Origin of the sequence: Kitasatospora sp. NPDC048298 (assembly GCF_043201465.1) — a bacterium.
Lineage (GTDB): Bacteria > Actinomycetota > Actinomycetes > Streptomycetales > Streptomycetaceae > Kitasatospora.
The window spans coordinates 14,295-32,949 of sequence record NZ_JBICYZ010000074.1; the positions used below are offsets into that span (position 1 = coordinate 14,295).

The following is an 18,655-nucleotide window of genomic DNA, read 5'->3' on the forward strand; positions in this document are numbered from 1 at the left end:
GGAAACGACGCGGCTGTGGGGACGAGTGGGACAGAAGGGCAGTCCGATGGCTGATGTCTCGAACACGAGGGCGTGGCGTTCGCCGCGGTTCCTGCCCAGGTGGTCGCGCCGGGTCACGATCGGTGGTTATGTGCTGATCGCGATCACGGTGACGCTGGATTTCGTCAGCGGGCCCGATGTCACGTTCGCCCCGATACTCGCCGCCCTCCCCGTCCTGGCCGGTGTGGGCACCCGCCGGGCCACCGTCCCGCTGACGGCCGGGGTGGTCGCCAGCGCGCTCGTCGTCGCCATGGCGGCCTACGACGCCGCCGTGCCCGCGGTCGTGATGGCGACCGTGGCGGCCGCAGTGGTCATGGTCACCTTCTTCAGCTGCGCCAACGTCGTGGTGGTGATGACCCAGGAGCGGGAACTGGCCAGGGTCCACACGGTCGCCGAGGCCGCGCAGCGTGCCCTGCTGCGCCTGGCGCCCCGGCGGATGGGGCCGCTGGCGGTCGCGGTGCGCTATGTGGCGGCGGAGGCCGAGGCACGGATCGGCGGGGATCTGTACGAGGTGATGCCGACCCCGTACGGGGTGCGGTTGTTCCTCGGCGACGTGTGCGGCAAGGGCTTGGCCGCGGTGGAGACTGCGGCCGACGTGCTGGGGGTGTTCCGTGAGGCCGCGCGGGCCGAGCCGGATCTGGCGGAGGTGGCCAGGCGGCTGGACTCGGCGCTCGTTCGTCGTCCGGCGAGCGAGGAGTTCGTCACGGCGGTTCTGGTCAGCATCCCCGACACGCCGGGACCGGCGGTCGTGGTCAACTGCGGACACCCGCCGCCGCTGCTCTGCCATGACGGTCAGGTCAGCACGGTCGAGCCGTCCGTCGACGCACCGCCGCTGGCGCTGCTCGGCCTGGTCGGCGGGGACTACCACGCCGAGTCGCTCGCCTTCGACCGCGGCGACCTGCTGCTGCTCTACACGGACGGCGTGTCCGAGGCCCGGGACGCGGCGAACCGGTTCTACCCGCTCGCCGAGCGCCTGGCCGCCCTGCCGCACGAGGAGCCGGACGCCCTGCTGGACGAACTGCTCCTGGACGTGCGGACGTACGTCGGCTCCGGGCTGACGGACGACGCGGCCCTGCTCGCCGTCCGCCGGGAGCGGTGACCGGTTCATCGACTCCATCGGAGCGAGCCCGCACACCCCCTCTCCCGGGTGCTGCCGCCACGAGGAGCACGGGCCGAGCGACTACCGGGACGGCGGCGGTTGGTGCCGGTACTCCTCCAGCGCCGGCGAAGTCCTCATCGCGAGGAAGTTCGTGACCGTGTACTCGGCCAGCCCTGCCACCGAGTACGGGTCGCTCCTGGTGATGTCCTCGATCTGCGTCCGGTCGACACCGACCGCCACGATGACCGCACCATCGCGGGGGTCCTTGGGGCCCGATGCGATGAAGACGCCGGATTCGTAGTTCGAGTCGAGCCAGGCGACGTGCTCGGGGTGGGCCGCTTCGATGCGCTCGAGCGGCGCGATGTAGGTCAGCTCAAGAATGAACATGATCAACATCATAGCGCTGGGTAACCAATCGGTCGCACAGAGGAAGATTGGGAGACGCGTCGACCAAGCCCTGTGACCCGGGGCGGCCTGACGGTCTCCCGTCACCCCGTTCCGGTGATGAGCACCATGCGGAAGCGGGCGGCACCGCGGAGCATCCTGTGGTACGCCTCGCCGACCCGGTCGAGCGGCACGGTCTCGATCATCGGGCGAACTCCCTGCAGGGCGCTGAACGCCATGGCGTCCCGGATGTCCCGCGCGCTGCCGGCCGGGTGGCCGCGGACGGTCCGGGCGCGCATGAGCAGCTGGACCGGGACGATCCCCAACGGCTCGGTGTCCGCGCCGATGACCACCGGTTCGCCCCGGTGGGACAGCCCGCCCACGGTCGCCGTGATGGCGGCGGAGTTCGAGGCGGTGGCCAGGACGACCCTGGCGCCGCCGAGGAACTGCAGCGCGTCCGCGACGGGCGGGCCGGCCGTGCCGTCGATGCGGTGTCTTCGCGACGGGCTGGGAGGGGTGGGCGTGCACGGCGAACGCGCGCAGCGCCTACCGGGCTTGGCGAACCTGACGCTCCGTCGGATCCACAACACCTCCGGCGCGGCCGCCTACGGCGCACGGGCTGCCGCCGGACGTCCTGGAGATGGCCGTGTGACGGCAGAAGAGCGACGACGGGCTTCGGCCTTCTCGTCTCCGAAGACGAGCGGATCGCAGAAGTCGATCAACGCGTGGCCGCTCCCCCGTCGCTTCGAGGTGCATGGGCAGCTCCGCCGAGAGACGCTGGGCGAGTCCGTCTGATGGACCACCGACGACACAGGAGGCGTTCATGAGACGCAAGTACTGTGCAGCGGTCGCCCTCACCGCCGCCGCTCTGTTCACGGGAACGGGGACGACGTACGGGACCGCAAGCGGCGCCCAGCCTCCCGCTACGCGCAGCGTCGTGGTGAGTGCCACCCAACTCCCCACCGAACAACAGATCGCCGCCCTGTTCGACAAGTGGAACGCGGCTCTGGCCACCGGCGACCCGAACCGTGTCGCGGACCTCTACGCTCCCGATGCCGTGTTGCTGCCGACCGTCTCCGACATCCGTACCAGTCGCGCCGGGATCGTCGACTACTTCACGAAGTTCCTGGCGAGCAAGCCCGTCGGAAAGATCCAGGAGCGGTTCATCACCGTCCTGGACGCCACGAGCGCCGTCGACACGGGTCTCTACCAGTTCACGCTGACCGACAAGAACGGCGACAAGTCCACGGTCGACGCCCGGTACACCTTCGTCTACGAGCTGCGTGGAGGCAGGTGGCTGATCCTCAACCACCACTCCTCGGCCCTGCCCTCTCCGGGCTGATCCGGCTGCCCGTCGAGCCCCCGGTCGGCCGCGAGGTCGGCCGGCCGCCCTTGCGGACGGTGTCGTCACCGATGCGCAGCGCCGCCACGCTGTCCGGACGTTCGGGAAACGGCACGAGGGCCTGTGGTCGCGCTCTCGCGCGGGCACAGGCCCTCGTGGGTCACTCCGGTGGTCCCTGTCCGGCCCCGGGGTGAGGGGAAGCCGACGGGTCGGCTTAGTACCAGTGGTGGGACTGCCAGAAGTTCCAGGCGGCGTTCGGGCTGCCGTACCGGGTGTTCATGTAGTCCAGCGCCCACTTGATCTGGGTGGTCGGATTGGTCTTCCAGTCCGCACCCGCGGAGGCCATCTTGGAGGCCGGCAGCGCCTGGCCCAGTCCGTACGAGCCCGAGCTCGGGTTGGTCGCCGTCACGTTCCAGCCCGACTCGTGGGAGATGATCTGGCTGAACGAGGCCAGCTGGTCCGCCGGCACGATCTGGGCGGCGAGGGCCTGCGGGGAGGCGTCCGCGGCCGAGGCGACCGCGGGGACCACGGCGGCACCCAGGGCCGTCACACCGGCGGCACCGGCAAGAATCGCGGCAGAGGTACGCATACGGAGCTTGAAAGCGGGCATGTAGAACCAGACCTCAATCGGGTTGGGCCGAGCCACTCCCCGTTTTCGGACCATGGCCGGACAGGGGCCGAACGGTCGCGGGGCGTGGCTTGGCGGTAGGCCGTTCACCGGCGGGACAGGTGCCGGTGTGGCTTGATGCAGCAATTGTTGCCAGGCGGGGCCGGTCACCGACAAGACCCCCTCGCTACGACCCACCGTCGTGGCCATGGGCGGACGGCGTTGACCCGAGGAGTGGACGCCCGCAGCGCGCCGGCCCCCGCCGACCCCTCGCAGCCTGAGCAAACACTCTCCGACCACTCGCTAAATAGTCCCAAAGTGGCGCAAAACGGACACCACTATCCGTCGTCGTACACCGCATTCCCGTGTGAGCGCACTCACCACACCGGCCCCGGCAACATGACCGACCGGCCCACCGCCACCACGCTGAGTCAACACCGGGCGGCCGCCATTGAGACCGCCACCACACCCGGCAGACACGACGGCAGGCGGTTGTCCCGCGCGCTGACCAGCACGGATGCGGGACAACCGGCACTGTCCCGAAGCAACCTCCGGGGCAATGCCCGGGGCAACGTCCGGAGCAACTCCCGGGGCAACCCCAGGCCCGGCCCGGCTGCGGCCAGGACGGCAGCGTCGATGCGGTGCGGTGCGGGTCAGCCGGTGACGGTCTCGGCGTGCCGGGTGAGCGCGTCCAGGAGCGCGGTCTGCTGCTCGGTCAGCTTGCCGCCGGTGCGGGCCGTCGCCTGCTTGCGCAGCCAGGTGCCGGGGCGGAAGGCGGGGTCGTCGCCGAGGCCGGTGCGGTTGGCGGGGCCGGTGAGGGTGCCGCCGGCGGCGAGGTAGGCGAGCAGGCGGCGGTAGGAGCGGTTCCAGTCCGGCTCCAGGCGCCACAGCTCATCGAGGGCGTCGAGCTTGGCGGCCTGGTCGGGGCTGAGGTTGTCGGCCTTGCGCTGGCGGCGCATCCACGCGCCGACCGCGTAGCCGTCGAGCTTCTCGGTGGCGGGGATCGCGAGGTGGCCGTGCTGGGTGGCGAAGGCCTTCGCGTAGGCGTGGCCGCGTTCCCAGGCATTGGCGTGCTTGGACCAGATCATGCCGAGCGCGTCCAGCTCGCTGACGCGGGCGGCGTCGAGCAGGTGCTGGCCGTTCAGGTGGCGCTGGCGGTCGAGCCAGGAGATCAGGGCCGCTTGCGCCGTCGTGTCGGTGGGGTCGAGGTGGCCGTGCTGGAGGTGGAAGGCGGCGGCGACGGCGTGCATGCGCTGCCACTCGACCGCGCGCGGGTTGAACGCGCGCAGCTTCACCGTCTGCAGGATCCGCGCCGCGTGGCGGCGGGCATCGATCCGCAGCCAGTCCACCGGCGACTCCACCACCGGCTGCTCCCCCTCGCCTCCGGCCTCGCCAGCCTCGGCGGCCGCGCCGTCCTCCGAGACCGTGGTGGTGAGCAGGGCCGGCTGGGCGCGGTGGGCGCGCAGCTCGGTGATCCGGCCGACCACCCGGGCGTCATGCGCCGCCAGGGCCCGCAGGACGCGCCAGATCGTGCGGAAGGAGGAGGCCTCGATCTCGGCGTCCGCCTCGGCCTTCACCGCCTCGCCTGCGTCGTGGACCTCGGCCGGGTCCGCGGCCGCCGTGTCGTCACCGACCACCGGGGTCGGCAGGTAGACCGGGATGACGACCCAGGAGACCTTGCCCTGCCGGTAGGACTGGCGCAGCGCCCGCCCGACCGCCTGCACGATGTCGATGACGGAGGACTTGGGGTCGGCGAAGCAGACGGCGTCGACGGCGGCGACGTCGATGCCCTCGGTCAGCAGCCGGCTGTTGCAGATGATGCAGCACTGCTCGCCGTCCTCGCCGGTGGAGGCCTTGAACTCGGCGAACGCGGCCCGGCGGTCCTTGAGCCGGTCGGTGCCGGCCACGGCGAGCGCCGTCAACCGCTCGGGCCGGTCCGCGTCCTTCAGCAGGGCGGCCGCCGCCGGCAGACCGTCGGCGAACTCCCGCGCCCCCGACACCCGGGAATGGAACGTGATCACCTGGCGCAGCTCCACGCCGCCACAGGCCTCGCTCGTCCAGCTCGCGACCGATCGCGAGAACGGCGTCGCGCAGGCGCAGCAGCGCGGCGCTCGTGCGGGCCGGCTCCCGGACCGGGGCGGGGTTGACCCGTCTCAACATTGTTTGACGAGTCTCAGCGAAGTTTGACCGTCCGGGCGGCCCGGCAGGTGATCTTGACGGGTGATGGGACGCGGGCCCTGGAGAGATCCTTGACGCTGGGCTCCGGCGCTTTCGGCCCGCTCGTGACCTTCCTGGCGTCCGACGAGGCGCGTTGGATCACCGGGGACGCCACCCCGTCTCTGGCGGCATTGCGCTGACCCCACGCCGTCTTCGCCGCTGACCCGAGCCGGACGGAGTCGTCGCTCGGGCTCAGCGAGGGCTGAGGAGGCAGAACTCGTTGCCCTCCGGGTCGACCAGAATCTTCCACGAGATCGAGGACTGGTCGATGCCAGGGTCGGTGGCGCCCAGGGCGCGCAGCCGGGATTCCTCTCCCGCCAGGTCGTCATCGAGGTAGGGAGCGACATCGAGGTGGACGCGATTCCACCCGCTCTTGATATCGGGAGTGCACACGAACTCCAGGTAGGGGCCGACGCCTTGGGTGGAGCGCAGGGAGGCGTGGTCGCCGGCGACCTCGTGCACCGTCCAGTCCGTCGCCTCGCCCCAGAACCGGGCCATCGCGCGCGGGTCGGCGCAGTCAACCACCACCGCGGCGATCGGCCCGGTGTCCCGGTAGATGGGGCGGGGTTCCAGGACGCAGAACTCGTTGCCCTCCGGGTCGGCCATGACCGTCCAGGGGACATCGCCCTGGCCCACATCAGCGAGGGTCGCGCCGAGGTCCTTCAGATGCGCGACCAACTCCGCCTGGTGGGCGGCCGAGGTGGTGGCCAGGTCGATGTGCACCCGGTTCTTCACCGTCTTGGGTTCGGGGCGGGTGATGATGTCGATGCAGACGGCCGTGGGGTCGGGGTAGTCGAAGCCCACGGGTTCGAGGTTCGTCACGCCGGGTGCCTCGCTGTCGACACCCCAGCCGAGTGCCTCCGCCCAGAACCGGCCGAGCACGGAGTCGTCCTGGGCCTTCATATTGATCTGCACGAGTCTTGTTGCCATGCCGCAAATCCTAGAACCGGGCCCAGAGCCAGAAGTACGCGGTCAAACTTCGCCGAGACGCCGTCAAAGTTCGGTGAGACAACCGAGCCGCCGTCAAACTTCGCTGAGACTGGTCAAACTTCGATGAGACGGGCCACACCGGACTCCTTCGCTCTTCGTTCTCGCTGTCCCAGGTCCAGACGCGATACGCCGTGACCTGGGGAAACGGGCTGGTACCGTCCTAGCGAACCGGACATAGCGGGCACGCTGGGACGGTGCTGGGACAGCGGTGTCCCAGGTCTGTCCCAGCCCCCGGGCGGCCAGGGGCCGGCCCGCCGCTGCCGACGGTATCCGCCCGCACCGCGGCCCGTGGGCCGTTCTGGTCGACATCACCCCGCCGCCCCGGCCCCGGCGACGAGCAGACCGCGGCGCAGCTGGCGGCCTGCGCCCGGGTGTGGGAGCAAGGCGGGCGAGGACGGGTCGGGCCGGGCGTGGGAGCGGTGCTGGAGGGCGTTCCCGCGGCTGCTGGTGGTCCTGGTCGGCACGGCGGCCGCCGGGGTGCGGTCGGCGGTGGCGGATCTGCGGCTGGCCGCCGAGGAGAACCCGGTCGTCGCCCCGCCCACCGGGTTCTCGGTGCCGTCGACGAAGCCCAACAGGTCGCGGTCGTCGAAGTAGCGGAAGCCGTGCGCGGAGTCTACGTACCGCCGGGGGTGTCCCCTTCGGGTCTGCCGTCCCCGCCGGTGGGGCGCCGGCCTGTGGACGGGAGGTTCCCACCTGCGGTGACCATGCCTGTCTCGTAGGCGATGACGACCATCTGGGCCCGGTCATGGGCGTGGAGCTTGGCCAGCAGCCGCCGGACATGTGTCTTGACGGTCGCGATGCTCAGCCCCAGGTGCTCGGCGATCGCGAGGTTGGGCAGTCCCCTGGCCACCAGGCGGAGGACTTCCCGTTCCCGTGGGGTCACGCCCGCCAGCTCCCGGGTGAGTCGCGGGCGCGGCTCGTGGCGTCCGGCGAACTCGCGGATCAGGCGGCGGGTGACCGCGGGCGCGAGCAGGGCGTCGCCGGAGGCGACCACCCGCAGGGCTGTCAGCAGGTCGGCGGGGAGGATGTCCTTCAGGAGGAACCCGCTGGCTCCGCCGCGCAGTGCCGCGTACACGTACTCGTCCAGGTCGAACGTGGTGAGGACCAGCACGCGGGTGCCGACGGCGTCCGGATCCGCGCAGATGCGCCGGGTGGCCTCCAGGCCGTCCATGCCCGGCATCCGGATGTCCATCAGCACGATGTCGGGCCGCAGCCGCAGGGCGAGTTCGACGGCCTGCTCGCCGCTGACGGCCTCGCCCGCGACGGTGAGGTCCGGCACGCTCTCGATGAGCAGGCGGAAGCCCGCCCGCAACAGCGCCTGGTCGTCGGCGATGAGAACCCGGACCGGCCGGTTCACCGTGCTGTCTCCGGTCCGCAGGGCAGCCGCGCATGTACCCGGAATCCGCCCGTCGCCAGGGGGCCGGCGGAGAGGGTCCCTCCGCACATGGCCGCCCGCTCCCGCATCCCGATGAGTCCGTGCCCGCCGCCAGGACGCCGGGACGGGATCCGGAACGGGATCCGTGACTGCGCGGCGTTGACGACCTCGATCTCGACCGCCTCGGGACCCGTCCGGGACAGGTTCACCCGGCAGTCCGCCGATCCCGCGTGCCTGACGGCATTGGTGAGGGCTTCCTGAACGATCCGGTAGACCGCCAGTTCCACACCCGGGGGGAGCGGTGGACCCGGGTCGACGGACAACTCCACGCGCGGGCCTGCGCCGTCCGCGAGCGCGGGCAGGTCCGCCAGGCCGGGGGCGGACCCCAACTCGGCTCCGTCACCGGGTGATCGCAGAACGCCGAGCATGCGGCGCATCTCGGTGAGCGCCGTCCGGCCCGCGGTCCCGACCAGTGCGAGGGTGTGCTCGGCCTCCTGCGGGTTGGTGGAGGCCACCGCACGGGCCACCTCGGCCCGTACCGCGATGACCGTCAGATGATGGGCCACCACGTCGTGGAGCTCGCGGGCGATCCGCAGGCGCTCGTCCGTCACGGCCTGCCGGGCGGCGAGTTCCGCGTACGACCGCTGCTCTCTCAGTGCGGTGCCCACCAGCCAGGGCAGGGTCATCATCAACGACGCGAAGACGACGCCCCCCGCGGCCCCGGAGACCGGGACCGGTCGCGGTACGAGGACCATGGCCGCCGCGACGGCGCCCAGCGAGCAGCCGAGCGCCGTCGCGGACCGGCGCCGCGGTTCCCGCGCCGCCACCGTGTACAGGGCGGCCCCGATGGGGACCCAGGACTCCTCCCATCCGGTGAACGCCAGGGCGAAGACCGCTCCGGCCAGGACCGTGTACAGAACCCGGACGGGCCATCTACGCCGTACCGCGACCGGCAGCCAGACCACCGCCGCCACGGCTCCCGCGCCCCAGCCACCGCTGCGCGTCTCGCTCGCGCCGAACGCCAGGGCGAGGAGCACGGCCGCGACCGTGTCCACGCCGTGCCACTGTCCGTCCCGCAGACGTCCGGCCACCAGCGGCCGTGACTGCCCATCGCCCATGCCGGCCACGCTATCCGAGCGGGGCCCGGGGCCTGTCAGCCCGGAGGACGTCATCTCGCAGGCTGAGTCATCCGCGCGGCCGATGCCCGTCGTACCCTCCTGGGCTGACACCGGGTTCCTCCCCGGGGGCGAAGCCGTCGGGCTCGTCGGGCGGAACAGTGGAACGCATGAATCGGAGAACACTGCTGTCCTCGTGCGCCGGACTGACCGCCGCCATGGCCCTGGGTCCGCTCGCGCCGCCGGCCGTCGCGCGCCCGGGGCAGGAGGAACCCGTGCGGTTCCGGCTGCCCGCCCCGAACGGGCCGTACCCGGTGGGTACGGTCGCGCTGCACCTGGCCGACACCACGCGGCCGGACCCCTGGGTGCCCTCCCGCCCCTGCCGTGAGCTGATGATCAGCATCTGGTACCCCGCCCGCGGCGGCGCGGCCCGCCCCACTGCTCCCTGGATGCCTCCGGCGGCGGCCGACCGGTACCTGGGCCTCCTCGGCCTGCCCGCCGGCCGGGTACGGCTGGGAGGCACCCACGGCCACGAGGGCGCTCCCGTCGGCGGCCCACCAGGCCCCCTGCCGGTCGTGCTCTACTCTCCCGGCGCCAACGCGTCACGGTCGTTCGGCACCGGCATCGTGGAAGACCTCGCCAGTCACGGCTTTCTGGTGGTCACCGTCGACCACACCCACGACGCGGCGGCGGTCGCCTTCCCCGGTGGACGCGTCGAGACGAATCCGCTGGGCGGGGTCAGCGACTACGCCAAGGCCCTCGCGGTCCGTACCGCCGACATCCGCTTCGTCCTGGACCGGCTCGCCGTCCTCCGCTCGGGCGGTCACCCCGGCGTCTGCCGCACCCCGCCGCCCACAGGCATGCGCGGGGCGCTCGACCTGCGGCGCGTCGGAATGTTCGGCCACTCCCTGGGCGGCGCCACCACCGCCGCGACGATGCTCACCGACGGGCGGATCACGGCGGGAGCGAGCCTCGACGGGGGCGCGGCGGGCCCGGTGGTGGACGCCGGCCTCGACCGTCCCTTCCTGGTCGTGGACACCCCGGGCAAGGGCAGCATGGAAAGCAACCCCGCCCTGCGTGCGTTCTGGTCTCATCTGCGCGGCTGGCGCCTGCATCTGACCGTACGGGGAGCCGCGCACCAGTCGTTCGGCGACGACGTGCTGATCCTGCCGCTGATCGCCCCTCTCCTGGGCATGTCACCGCCCGATCTGGAGGAAGAGGTCGGGACGATTCCCGGGCACCGGGCACAGGCGTTCCAACGCGCCTACCCGCGGGCCTTCTTCGACCTCCACCTCCGCGGCCAGGGGCGGCTGCTCGACGGTCCCTCCCCCGGCTTCCCCGAGGTCGACTACGCCCGGTGAACGCCTTTGGCGCCGGTCCCGGCCAGCGTCGCGGTCGCCGACCGAGGCCGCGGAACCGCTGCAGGCCTGCCAGCAGCCTGCCCGGTGTCTTGATCAGGTGATTCGGGAACGCTGAACATTCGGGTGACGGAGGCCGGTGCTCCGGAGATACTGCGGTCACGGGGGCCTGCCGGAATTCGGGCCGCAGACTCGCAGGGGAATCACGGGGATGAGGAAGAAGCTGCGCGTGAAGGGTGCCGCGCTGGCCGTCCTGGCCGGTGTGTTGGCGGCGGCCGCCGCCAACGCGGCGGGGCAAGAGCACTGGCCGAGCACCGGGGGCGTCGTGCAGGCGACGAACAACACCTGGACGAGTGAGGCGTTCTGGCCGGACTTTGAGGCGGGCACCCTGGACCTGCGGGCCTGACGTCGTCCTGGTGGGAAGGCGATCGCGCCCGGGATGTGGTGGTGACGGAAGCCCTCGACCACCCGGGTGTCGCGGGGACCGAGTTCGGCGTACGCAGTCGGGCCCGGCCAGTCGCCGTAGGCAGGGGTAAGGAGCCCGGGCCGTCGAGGCCGGGCCCGCCGACGCGGTGTCCGTCGCCGCCCTGGGCTCCCTCACCCGGCTGACGGTCCGTGACCTCGGCCTGTCCGCCGCCCACCACACCACTGCCGGCGGCGCCGTCGCCCCGCTGGCCGCCGCCGGGCAGCAGCTCCCCGCCTGGGTGGAGGAGGGCTGGACGATCCGCTGGCTCGCCGAACTCGCCGACCGGGAAGCGGACTTGCGGGCCGCACTGGAGTGCCTGACCGGTCTGCGCACCGCGCCCTGGAGGCCCGGCACCTGCGCCGCCCGCCCCCTGGCCGACGCCCTGGAGGGCTGCGGCTTCACCGTCCTCGTGCCCGCGGGACACGACCGATGACCGACCTGCCCGTCCTCGACCCCGACCAGGCCCTGGCGCACACGAGCGGCACCGCCGTCGTCCACCTCACCAGCTGGACCCTCGGCCTGGCCGAACGCCTCAGCCGCCACGCGCTGGCGCACCCCGTCCGCCTGGTGCCCGTGCGCGAGGACGGCGCGCTGACCGTCATCGGGCCTGTCCTCCACCGTGGTTCGCCCGCCTGCCTCAGCTGCACCGAGTACCAGCGCCTCGCCACCGCCGGCGGCCGGGTGCCCTGGCAGAGCCCGGTCCTGGCCCTCGCGGGCACCGGCACCCCGGCCTTCTCCGAGGCGGTGGTCGCCCTCGCGGCCGACCTGGCCGAGGCCGCCGCCGGGCCGGGCAGCAACGGGCCGGGCGGCGCCGGGCCGGGAAGCGACGGGTCCCCCGAGGCCGCGAGCCACGCCACCGTCCACCTGGTCCACGGCGACCGCGCCACCTGGTCCACCCACCGGGTCCGCCCGGTCGGCGGCTGCCCCGTCTGCCACCCGCTGCCCGAGGACACGCCCGACGCCGCCCGCCTGCCCCGCGAGCCCCTCCCCCTACCCGACCCCGCGGTACTGCGCGGCGCCAACGGCCGTACGACCGCCGAGCGGCTGCGGGCCGAACTCCACGACGAACGCTTCGGCCCGGTCCGCAGCCTCTACCGCACCGAGGACTCGGCCTTCGCCCTCACCACCGCCCTGGTCACCGACGGCCGCCTGGAGGACGACGGCGGATACGGGCGGGCGGTGGACTTCCGCTCCAGCGAGCGCGTGGCCCTGTTCGAGAGCGTGGAGCGCCTCGCGGGGATGCGGCCGCTCGGCCGCCGCGGCGCCCTGCGGTCCTCCTACGCCGACCTGGTGGCCGAGCACGGGACCGGAGCCGTCCTCGACCCCGTCCGGCTCGGCCTGCCCGACCCCGGCGACCACCCCGCACGCACCACCGTCCCGTACACCCCGGACCTGGTGCTCGACTGGGTGCACGGGTGGTCCCTCACCCACGACCGCCCGATCGCCGTCCCCGAGCACCTCGCCTACTGGGACCCGCCGGGCCGCGACCGCCCCCGCGTGGCGCACGAGACCTCCAACGGCTGCGGGCTGGGCAACAGCCCTCAGGAAGCCGCGCTCTACGGCCTGTTCGAGGTCGCCGAACGCGACGCCTTCCTGATGGCCTGGTACGCGCGCACCCCACTGCCCGCCGTCGCCGTCCCCACCGAGGACCGGGAGACGGCCGACCTCGCCGACCGCGCCCACCTGCTCGGCTACCGGCTCACCCTGCTCGACGCCACCGACGACCTCGGCATCCCCGCCGTGATCGCCGTCTGCCGCTACCGGGGCACGCACCCCGACGCCCCGCGCGTCCTGCTCGCCGCCGGCGCCCACCACGACCCGAGGACGGCGATCCGCTCCGCCGTCGCCGAGGTGGTCACCAACGTCCAGGACGCCCCCCGCCGCTCCACCGCCCCCGGCGGCGCACGCGACCCGCAGCGCCTGCGGGCGATGCTGGAGCGGCCGGAGCTGGTGGCCGTGCTGGACGACCACGTCGGCCTCAACACCCTGCCCGAGGCCCAGCCGCGCCTGGACTTCCTGTTCGCGGGCCCGCCCCCCGTGCCCTGGCAGGAGCGCTGGCCCGCCGCCCCCGAGCCGGTGAGCGACCTCACGGGGCTGCTGGAGCGGACGGTCGACCGACTCGCCGGGGAGGGCCTGGAAGTGGTGGTGGTCCGCCAGGACGAACCGGGGGTACGCGACCGGCTCGGACTGTACTGCGTCAAGGTGATCGTTCCCGGAACGCTCCCGATGACCTTCGGCGAGGCCAACCGGCGCACCCACGGCCTGCCGCGCCTGCTGGACGTCCCGTACCGCCTCGGCCGCACCCCGCGCCCGCTGCGCCACGACGAACTGCCGCTGCACCCGCACCCGTTCCCGTAGCCCCTCGGCCCGCCCTGTTCCGCCCCATTCCCCCCTGCCGTCCGGGAAGGACGCGATGACGACCCGACAGCCACCGGCCGCCCACTGGCACAGCCTGCACCTCACCCTGCCGCTGCCCGCGCACGGGACCGACGCCTTCGTCACGGCGGACCTCGCGCCGCTGATGGACGAACTCGCGGGCGAGGACTGGTTCTTCATCCGCTACGGCGAGGGCGGGCCGCACCTGCGCGTCCGCTTCCGGGGGGCGCACGCGCACCCCGGCGCCCTGGCCGGCGAGCTCACCCGGCTCGCGTCCCTGCACACTCCGCCCGACGGCCCGTGGACGGCCCGCCACGGGGAGGTCACCGCCGTCCCGTACGAACCCGAGACCGAACGCTACGGCGGTCCCGCGCTGCTGCCGATCGCCGAGGAACTCTTCACCCGCTCCACCCGCACGGCCGTCCACGCCCTGCGCTCCCTCGACGCCTCCCCCGGCGCCCGGCTGCCCCTCGCCCTGGACCTGGCGCACACCACCGCCCACGCCCTGGGACTCGACGAGTTGGCCGCCGCCCGCTGGCTGCGGCGCCACTCCGCCTCCTGGCGCTGGGTGACGGACTTCCGGCCGCTGCCCGGGCTCGCGGTGCACAGCAAGGTGAACGCGGTGTTCGCCCGGCAGCGGCAGGCCCTCGCGCGCAGGGCCGGGGCCCTGCGGAAGGCACTCGACGCCGGGACGGCCACGTCCTGGCTCGCCGACTGGTCGGCCGCCGTCGCCGACGCCGACGCCCGGATGCGGGCCACCGCGCCGGACGGGGCCGAGGAGCGGCTGCGCTGGGTGTGGGCCTCACAGCTGCACATGCTGTTCAACCGCCTGGGGATCGGGCCCGACGAGGAACGGGCCGTCTGCCGGCTCGCCGGCCGAACGCTCCTGGAGACCGACCGGCCCTTCACCTTCTTCCCCGACGACCGGCACGCCCCGGACCTCCAGTACCTGGAGGACAGCAAGTTCCAGGTCGGACGCCCCGAGGACACCGCGCTGCCGGACGTGCCGCCCGCCGAGCCCCCGCGGCCGTGGCCCGGCGACCTGCCCCTGCCCGCCGACCCGCTGCCGCCCGTCACCCTCGCCGACGCGCTGCGCACGCGCCGCTCCACGCGGGGCCGGCTGACCGGTCCGCTCACCGCCGGTCAACTGGGCGGCCTGCTCTGGGCCGCGTACGCGCCGGACGGCGGTTCGGGCCACCGCCCCTACCCCAGCTTGGGCGCCATGCACGCCGTCCGGGTCCGGCTGGTCGCCCTCGCCGTCGACGGCCTGCCCTCCGGCACCTACCAGTGCGTCCCGGCGCTGCGCTCCCTGCGCCCGATCGGCCCGGCGCCCGAACCGGACCAGCTCCGAGCGCTGTCCTACTACCTCACCCTCCCCGACTCGGACCCGCAGCACATCGCCGTCGACGAGGCCCCCGCCGTCCTCGCCCTGCACCTGGACCTCGCCCACCTGCGCCGCCGCTACGGCCTGCGTGCGCTGCGCCTCGGGCTCGTCGAGACCGGGCACCTGGCCCAGAACCTCCTCCTCACCGCCGCCGCCTTCGGCCTCGGCACCACCCCCCTCGGCGGCCTCTACGACGACCTCGCCCACGAACTCCTCGGCCTCGACGACCTGGACGAGCCGATCCAGTACCTGCTGCCGCTGGGCCGCCCGGCGACGGCCTGACGCGCCCTCGGGCGCGGCGTCGCCGTCGGGCGCCGCCCGGGACGCACCGGCACCGAGAAGATCACCAAGGACGACTTGGACGCCGTCCCCCCTCGACGAGTAGAACTGCCTGATCGGAACATGGGCCCACGCGTCGCCTGGCAGGTAGTGGAAGGCGTCGTCCATGGCGTCGGCAGGCGTCCTTCAGAACATGACCGGTCGCTTGGGCGCCCCGCGCTCGGTGCCGCCCGGACATCGGGATAATGATCTTGATTGATCGGTGGTGCTGAGCGAGGAGCGGGCGGGGTGCGGATCAAGGTTCTGGGGCCGCTGCAGGTCGTACGGGGTGGGGACAGGACGGCCTTCGAGATCGGCGGGGCCCGGCTCCGGCTGCTGCTGGTCCGGCTGGCGCTCGACCCCGGGCGCGTGGTCACCCGGGAGCGTCTGGTGGACGACCTCTGGGAGGACACCCCGCCGGAGGAACCGGCCGGCGCCCTGCAGTCCCTGGTCTCCCGGCTCCGCCGGGCTTTGGGCACCGACCGCCCCGTCATCGGCTCGCACCCTGCCGGGTACCTGCTCGACCTGCCCCGGGCGAGCGTGGACGCCTGGGACTTCGAGCGTCGGGCGGCGGCGGGGCGGACGGCGCTGGCGGCGGGCGGGTTCACCGAGGCGGTCGCGCTGCTGGGCGGGGCGCTGGAACTATGGCGCGGGGCACCGTTCGCGGACGCCGGGGGCGCCGGATTCACCGCCGCGCCGGCGGCCCGGCTGGCGGAGCTGCGGCTGTCGGCTGTCGAGGACTGGGCCGACGCCCTGCTCGCCCTCGGCGAGGCCGGCACTCTGCCGCGGCTGGTTGCCGAGCTCACCGGACTGTGCGTCACCCACCCGCTGCGCGAGCGGGCCGCCGTCCGGCTGATGCGCGCGCTCCACGCGGACGGGCAGCAGGCGGCGGCGCTGGAGGTGTTCGAGCGGACCCGGCGGGCGCTGGCCGAGGAACTGGGCGCCGACCCGTGCGCCGAACTGCGGGACGTCCACCTGTGGGTGTTGTCCGGCGCGCAGCCGCCGACGCCGGCTCCGGCCCCGGTTCTGCGCGGGTTCCCGACCGGGTGGGCAGCGCTGCCCACCTGGCTCACCGCTCTGGTCGGCCGCGACAAGGCCCTGACAGTGGTCCAGGAGCGTCTGCGTCGCTCCCGTCTGGTGACGCTGACCGGGCCGGGCGGCGTCGGCAAGACCCGGCTGGCGGTCGCGCTCGCGGCAGCCGCGCCGCCCGCGACGGACGTGCGGCTCGCCGAGCTCGCGGGTGCCGACGGCCCGGACGCGGCGGCCCGGGTCGTGCTGGCCGCCGTCTGCCACCCGGCGGAGGCCGGGGCGCTGGCGGGCGGCCTGCCCGCCGGCGATCAGTCCGGGGACCCCGTCGAGCGGATCGTCCGAGCCCTGGAGGGACGTGACGTCCTGCTCGTCCTGGACAACTGCGAGCACCTGATCGAGGACGCGGCCCTGCTGGCGCACCGCCTGCTGGCCGCCGCACCCCGGCTCACCGTGCTGGCCACCAGCCGCGAACCGCTCGGTGTCCCCGGCGAGGAGCTCTGGCCTGTGGCGCCGCTCGCCGTACCGGCGCCCGGCGCCACCGTGCAGGAGGCGCTCGCGCACCCGGCCGTCGCCCTGTTCGCCGAGCGGGCCGCCGCGGCCCGTCCCGGATTCGCGTTGGACCACGACACCGTCGAGCCGGTCGTCCGGATCTGCCGGGAACTGGACGGCCTGCCGCTGGCCCTCGAACTGGCGGCCGCCCGGCTGCGGGCCCTGAGCCCCGGCCAGGTCGCGGCCCGGCTGCACGACCGGCTCCGGCTGCTCGACCGGGGCCCCCGCACCGGCCCCGACCGCCACCGCACGCTGCGCGCCGTCGTCGCCTGGAGCTGGGAGCTGCTCGACGAGGACGAGCGAGTGCTGCTGCGACGGCTCTCGGTGTTCGCCGGCGGGATGACCCTCTCCGACGCGCACCTGGTCTGCGCGGGCGACTGGCCGCACGGGCCGGCGCCCGACCCGGTGACCGTCGAGGACCTGCTGACCTCCCTGGTCGACAAGTCCCTGGTCGACACGCCCCTGCTCGCATCCGCCGGCCGGGAGCCCGGGGCGGTGCGGTACCGACTGCTGGAGACGGTTCGCGCGTACGCCGCGGAACGGCTCGTCGAAGCCGGCGAGGACGGCCGAACCGGTGCCGCCCACCTGCGCTGTTTCGTCGGGCTCGCCGAGAACGTCGAACCCCTGCTGCGGACGGACGGCCAGATCGGCTGGCTGACCCGGCTGGACGCGGAGCAGGGCAACCTGAACGCGGCACTGGGCCGGGCGGTCGCCGTCGGCCCGCCGGAGCACGCGCTGCGACTGGCGGCCGCCCGGGCCTGGCCCTGGCTGATGCGCGGCCAGGGCCGTGAGGCCGGTGAGCGGACGGCGGCCGTTCTCGCCGCCCACGGCTTCACTCCGCCGCCCGGTCTGGAGCAGGCGCACGCCCGGTGCGTGATCCTGGCCCAGCTCACCTCCCCGCTCCGGGAGACCGGTGACGCCGTGATCCCGCCCGAGGCGATGGGCGCGGCACTGGTCACGGCACAGCAGGCCGATCACCCGGTCGCCCTGGCCGCCGCGCTGCTGCTCGCCATGGCGGGGCCGCCGGACGCGGTGGGTGCGACGGCGCAGCAGTACGCCGAGCACCCCGATCGATGGATGCGGGCCGCCGCCCGTCTGGTGCTCGGCCGGGTCGAGTTGAGCGCGGGCCGGATCGGGCACGCCGAGCGCTTCCTGCGGACCTCGGTCGACGGCTTCCGCGCCGTGGGCGACCGCTGGGGGCTGGCCCTGGCGCTGGTCACGCTCGCCGCACTGCTGTCCGTCACCGGCGCCGCCGAGGAGGCCCTCGCGGCGCTGACGGAGGCCGGTGAACGGGACGCCGAGATGGGCGGCTCCGGCGAGGCGCCGCTGTCGCTGCTGCTGTCGGGCCGGCTGCGGGCACGCTGCGGCGAACCGGCCGCGGCCCGGGCCGACCTGGAGCGCGCGCTGGCCACCGCCGAACACGCCAAGGACCCGCAACAGCAGGCCGCCGCCCACTACGCGCTCGGCGAACTCGCGCGGCGCGAGGGGGACTTGGAGGCGGCGCTGCACGGCCAGCATGAGGTGCTTCGGCGGCTGGAGCAGCTGCCCGCGACCGGGCCCGGCGCCCCGGCGCGGCTGCACCTGCTGGCCCTGCTGCATACCGGCCTGGCCCGCACCCAGCAGCGGCGCGGCGCGCCTGACGCGGCCGGCCCGCTGCACCGCCGTGCCCTGCAACTGGCCGCGGACAGCGGCGACCAGCCGGTGCGGGCGGACGTCCTGGAGGGGTTCGCCGAGTACTGCCTCGCGCGCGGCGAGGCAGCGCGCGGTGCGGCGGCGCTGGGCGCGGCATACGGCCTGCGCGGGGCCCACGACGCGGGCGACCCGGAACTGCGGGCCGTCCTGGAGGGCTGCTCCGAGGCCCTCGGGGAGGCCGGCTTCCGGGCCGCCTGGGAGCGTGGCAGGGCGCTGTCGCAGCCGGAGTCGCTGGCCCTGGAGGCGGGCTGACCAGCCCTTCGGAGGGCATCCGGCGCGCCGCCCCGGGTGGGTGGCGCGCCGAGCGGATGCGCG

The 18,655-nt window shown here is 74.0% G+C and carries 15 protein-coding genes and 1 pseudogene; 8 read left to right on the forward strand and 8 right to left on the reverse strand.

The features are described from left to right. The first annotated feature begins 130 nt into the window (after positions 1 to 130). The gene (locus ACGF0D_RS36430; RefSeq protein WP_392923770.1) at positions 131 to 1,138 is read left to right on the forward strand and encodes a PP2C family protein-serine/threonine phosphatase; all 1,008 of its coding nucleotides are present in this window, start codon (positions 131 to 133) and stop codon (positions 1,136 to 1,138) included. A gap of 81 nt (positions 1,139 to 1,219) precedes the next feature. On the opposite strand, the gene ACGF0D_RS36435 is transcribed toward ACGF0D_RS36430, so the two are convergent. Together ACGF0D_RS36435 and ACGF0D_RS36440 are read right to left on the reverse strand one after the other, a co-directional pair. After that, positions 1,220 to 1,525 carry a YciI family protein gene (locus ACGF0D_RS36435; protein ID WP_392884590.1) on the reverse strand — a complete coding sequence of 102 codons (306 nt, stop codon included), beginning with the start codon at positions 1,523 to 1,525 and terminating at the stop codon, positions 1,220 to 1,222. A 101-nt stretch (positions 1,526 to 1,626) separates the two neighbouring features. Continuing rightward, positions 1,627 to 2,016 (reverse strand): annotated as a pseudogene (locus ACGF0D_RS36440) (alcohol dehydrogenase); the annotation flags it as partial. A gap of 329 nt (positions 2,017 to 2,345) precedes the next feature. Here ACGF0D_RS36440 and ACGF0D_RS36445 point away from each other — a divergent pair. Further along, positions 2,346 to 2,864, forward strand: a complete 519-nt coding sequence (locus tag ACGF0D_RS36445) for an SgcJ/EcaC family oxidoreductase (RefSeq protein ID WP_392884592.1) — start codon at positions 2,346 to 2,348, stop codon at positions 2,862 to 2,864. A 214-nt stretch (positions 2,865 to 3,078) separates the two neighbouring features. On the opposite strand, the gene ACGF0D_RS36450 is transcribed toward ACGF0D_RS36445, so the two are convergent. The 6 genes from ACGF0D_RS36450 to ACGF0D_RS36475 all read right to left on the reverse strand — a co-directional run bounded on the left by ACGF0D_RS36450 (position 3,079) and on the right by ACGF0D_RS36475 (position 9,171). Further along, positions 3,079 to 3,453 (reverse strand): transglycosylase SLT domain-containing protein, encoded by a 375-nt coding sequence (locus tag ACGF0D_RS36450; protein ID WP_392923764.1) that lies wholly within the window; start codon positions 3,451 to 3,453, stop codon positions 3,079 to 3,081. A 671-nt stretch (positions 3,454 to 4,124) separates the two neighbouring features. Beyond that, positions 4,125 to 5,492, reverse strand: a complete 1,368-nt coding sequence (locus tag ACGF0D_RS36455; RefSeq protein ID WP_392923773.1) for a Helicase associated domain protein — start codon at positions 5,490 to 5,492, stop codon at positions 4,125 to 4,127. Between the two features lie 388 nt (positions 5,493 to 5,880). Continuing rightward, positions 5,881 to 6,618 carry a VOC family protein gene (locus tag ACGF0D_RS36460; RefSeq protein WP_392923776.1) on the reverse strand — a complete coding sequence of 246 codons (738 nt, stop codon included), beginning with the start codon at positions 6,616 to 6,618 and terminating at the stop codon, positions 5,881 to 5,883. A gap of 368 nt (positions 6,619 to 6,986) precedes the next feature. Beyond that, on the reverse strand, positions 6,987 to 7,250 hold the full coding sequence (locus tag ACGF0D_RS36465; protein WP_392883187.1) for a hypothetical protein: 264 nt from the start codon (positions 7,248 to 7,250) through the stop codon (positions 6,987 to 6,989). A 41-nt stretch (positions 7,251 to 7,291) separates the two neighbouring features. Then, complete coding sequence (locus ACGF0D_RS36470) at positions 7,292 to 8,035, reverse strand: response regulator (RefSeq protein WP_392923779.1); 744 nt, start codon at positions 8,033 to 8,035, stop codon at positions 7,292 to 7,294. Next, on the reverse strand, positions 8,032 to 9,171 hold the full coding sequence (locus tag ACGF0D_RS36475) for a sensor histidine kinase (RefSeq protein ID WP_392923782.1): 1,140 nt from the start codon (positions 9,169 to 9,171) through the stop codon (positions 8,032 to 8,034). The genes ACGF0D_RS36470 and ACGF0D_RS36475 overlap by 4 nt, the downstream gene beginning before the upstream one ends. Positions 9,172 to 9,338: 167 nt before the next feature. Between ACGF0D_RS36475 and ACGF0D_RS36480 the strand changes: the two genes are divergently transcribed. The 6 genes from ACGF0D_RS36480 to ACGF0D_RS36505 all read left to right on the forward strand — a co-directional run bounded on the left by ACGF0D_RS36480 (position 9,339) and on the right by ACGF0D_RS36505 (position 18,592). Continuing rightward, entirely contained in the window at positions 9,339 to 10,529 is a 1,191-nt protein-coding gene (locus ACGF0D_RS36480) for an alpha/beta hydrolase family protein (protein WP_392923785.1), read from the forward strand. Positions 10,530 to 10,737: 208 nt separating this feature from the next. Further along, positions 10,738 to 10,932 carry a hypothetical protein gene (locus ACGF0D_RS36485; protein ID WP_392923788.1) on the forward strand — a complete coding sequence of 65 codons (195 nt, stop codon included), beginning with the start codon at positions 10,738 to 10,740 and terminating at the stop codon, positions 10,930 to 10,932. Between the two features lie 166 nt (positions 10,933 to 11,098). Next, positions 11,099 to 11,425, forward strand: a complete 327-nt coding sequence (locus ACGF0D_RS36490; RefSeq protein WP_392923791.1) for a hypothetical protein — start codon at positions 11,099 to 11,101, stop codon at positions 11,423 to 11,425. After that, positions 11,422 to 13,350: a TOMM precursor leader peptide-binding protein gene (locus tag ACGF0D_RS36495; protein ID WP_392923794.1), complete on the forward strand. Its 1,929-nt coding sequence runs from the start codon at positions 11,422 to 11,424 to the stop codon at positions 13,348 to 13,350. The genes ACGF0D_RS36490 and ACGF0D_RS36495 overlap by 4 nt, the downstream gene beginning before the upstream one ends. Before the next feature lie 55 nt (positions 13,351 to 13,405). Then, a complete protein-coding gene (locus tag ACGF0D_RS36500; RefSeq protein WP_392923797.1) occupies positions 13,406 to 15,034 on the forward strand; it encodes a thiopeptide-type bacteriocin biosynthesis protein in 1,629 nt (542 codons plus the stop codon). Positions 15,035 to 15,319: 285 nt separating this feature from the next. Continuing rightward, positions 15,320 to 18,592: a BTAD domain-containing putative transcriptional regulator gene (locus ACGF0D_RS36505; RefSeq protein WP_392923799.1), complete on the forward strand. Its 3,273-nt coding sequence runs from the start codon at positions 15,320 to 15,322 to the stop codon at positions 18,590 to 18,592. Positions 18,593 to 18,655 lie beyond the last annotated feature (63 nt).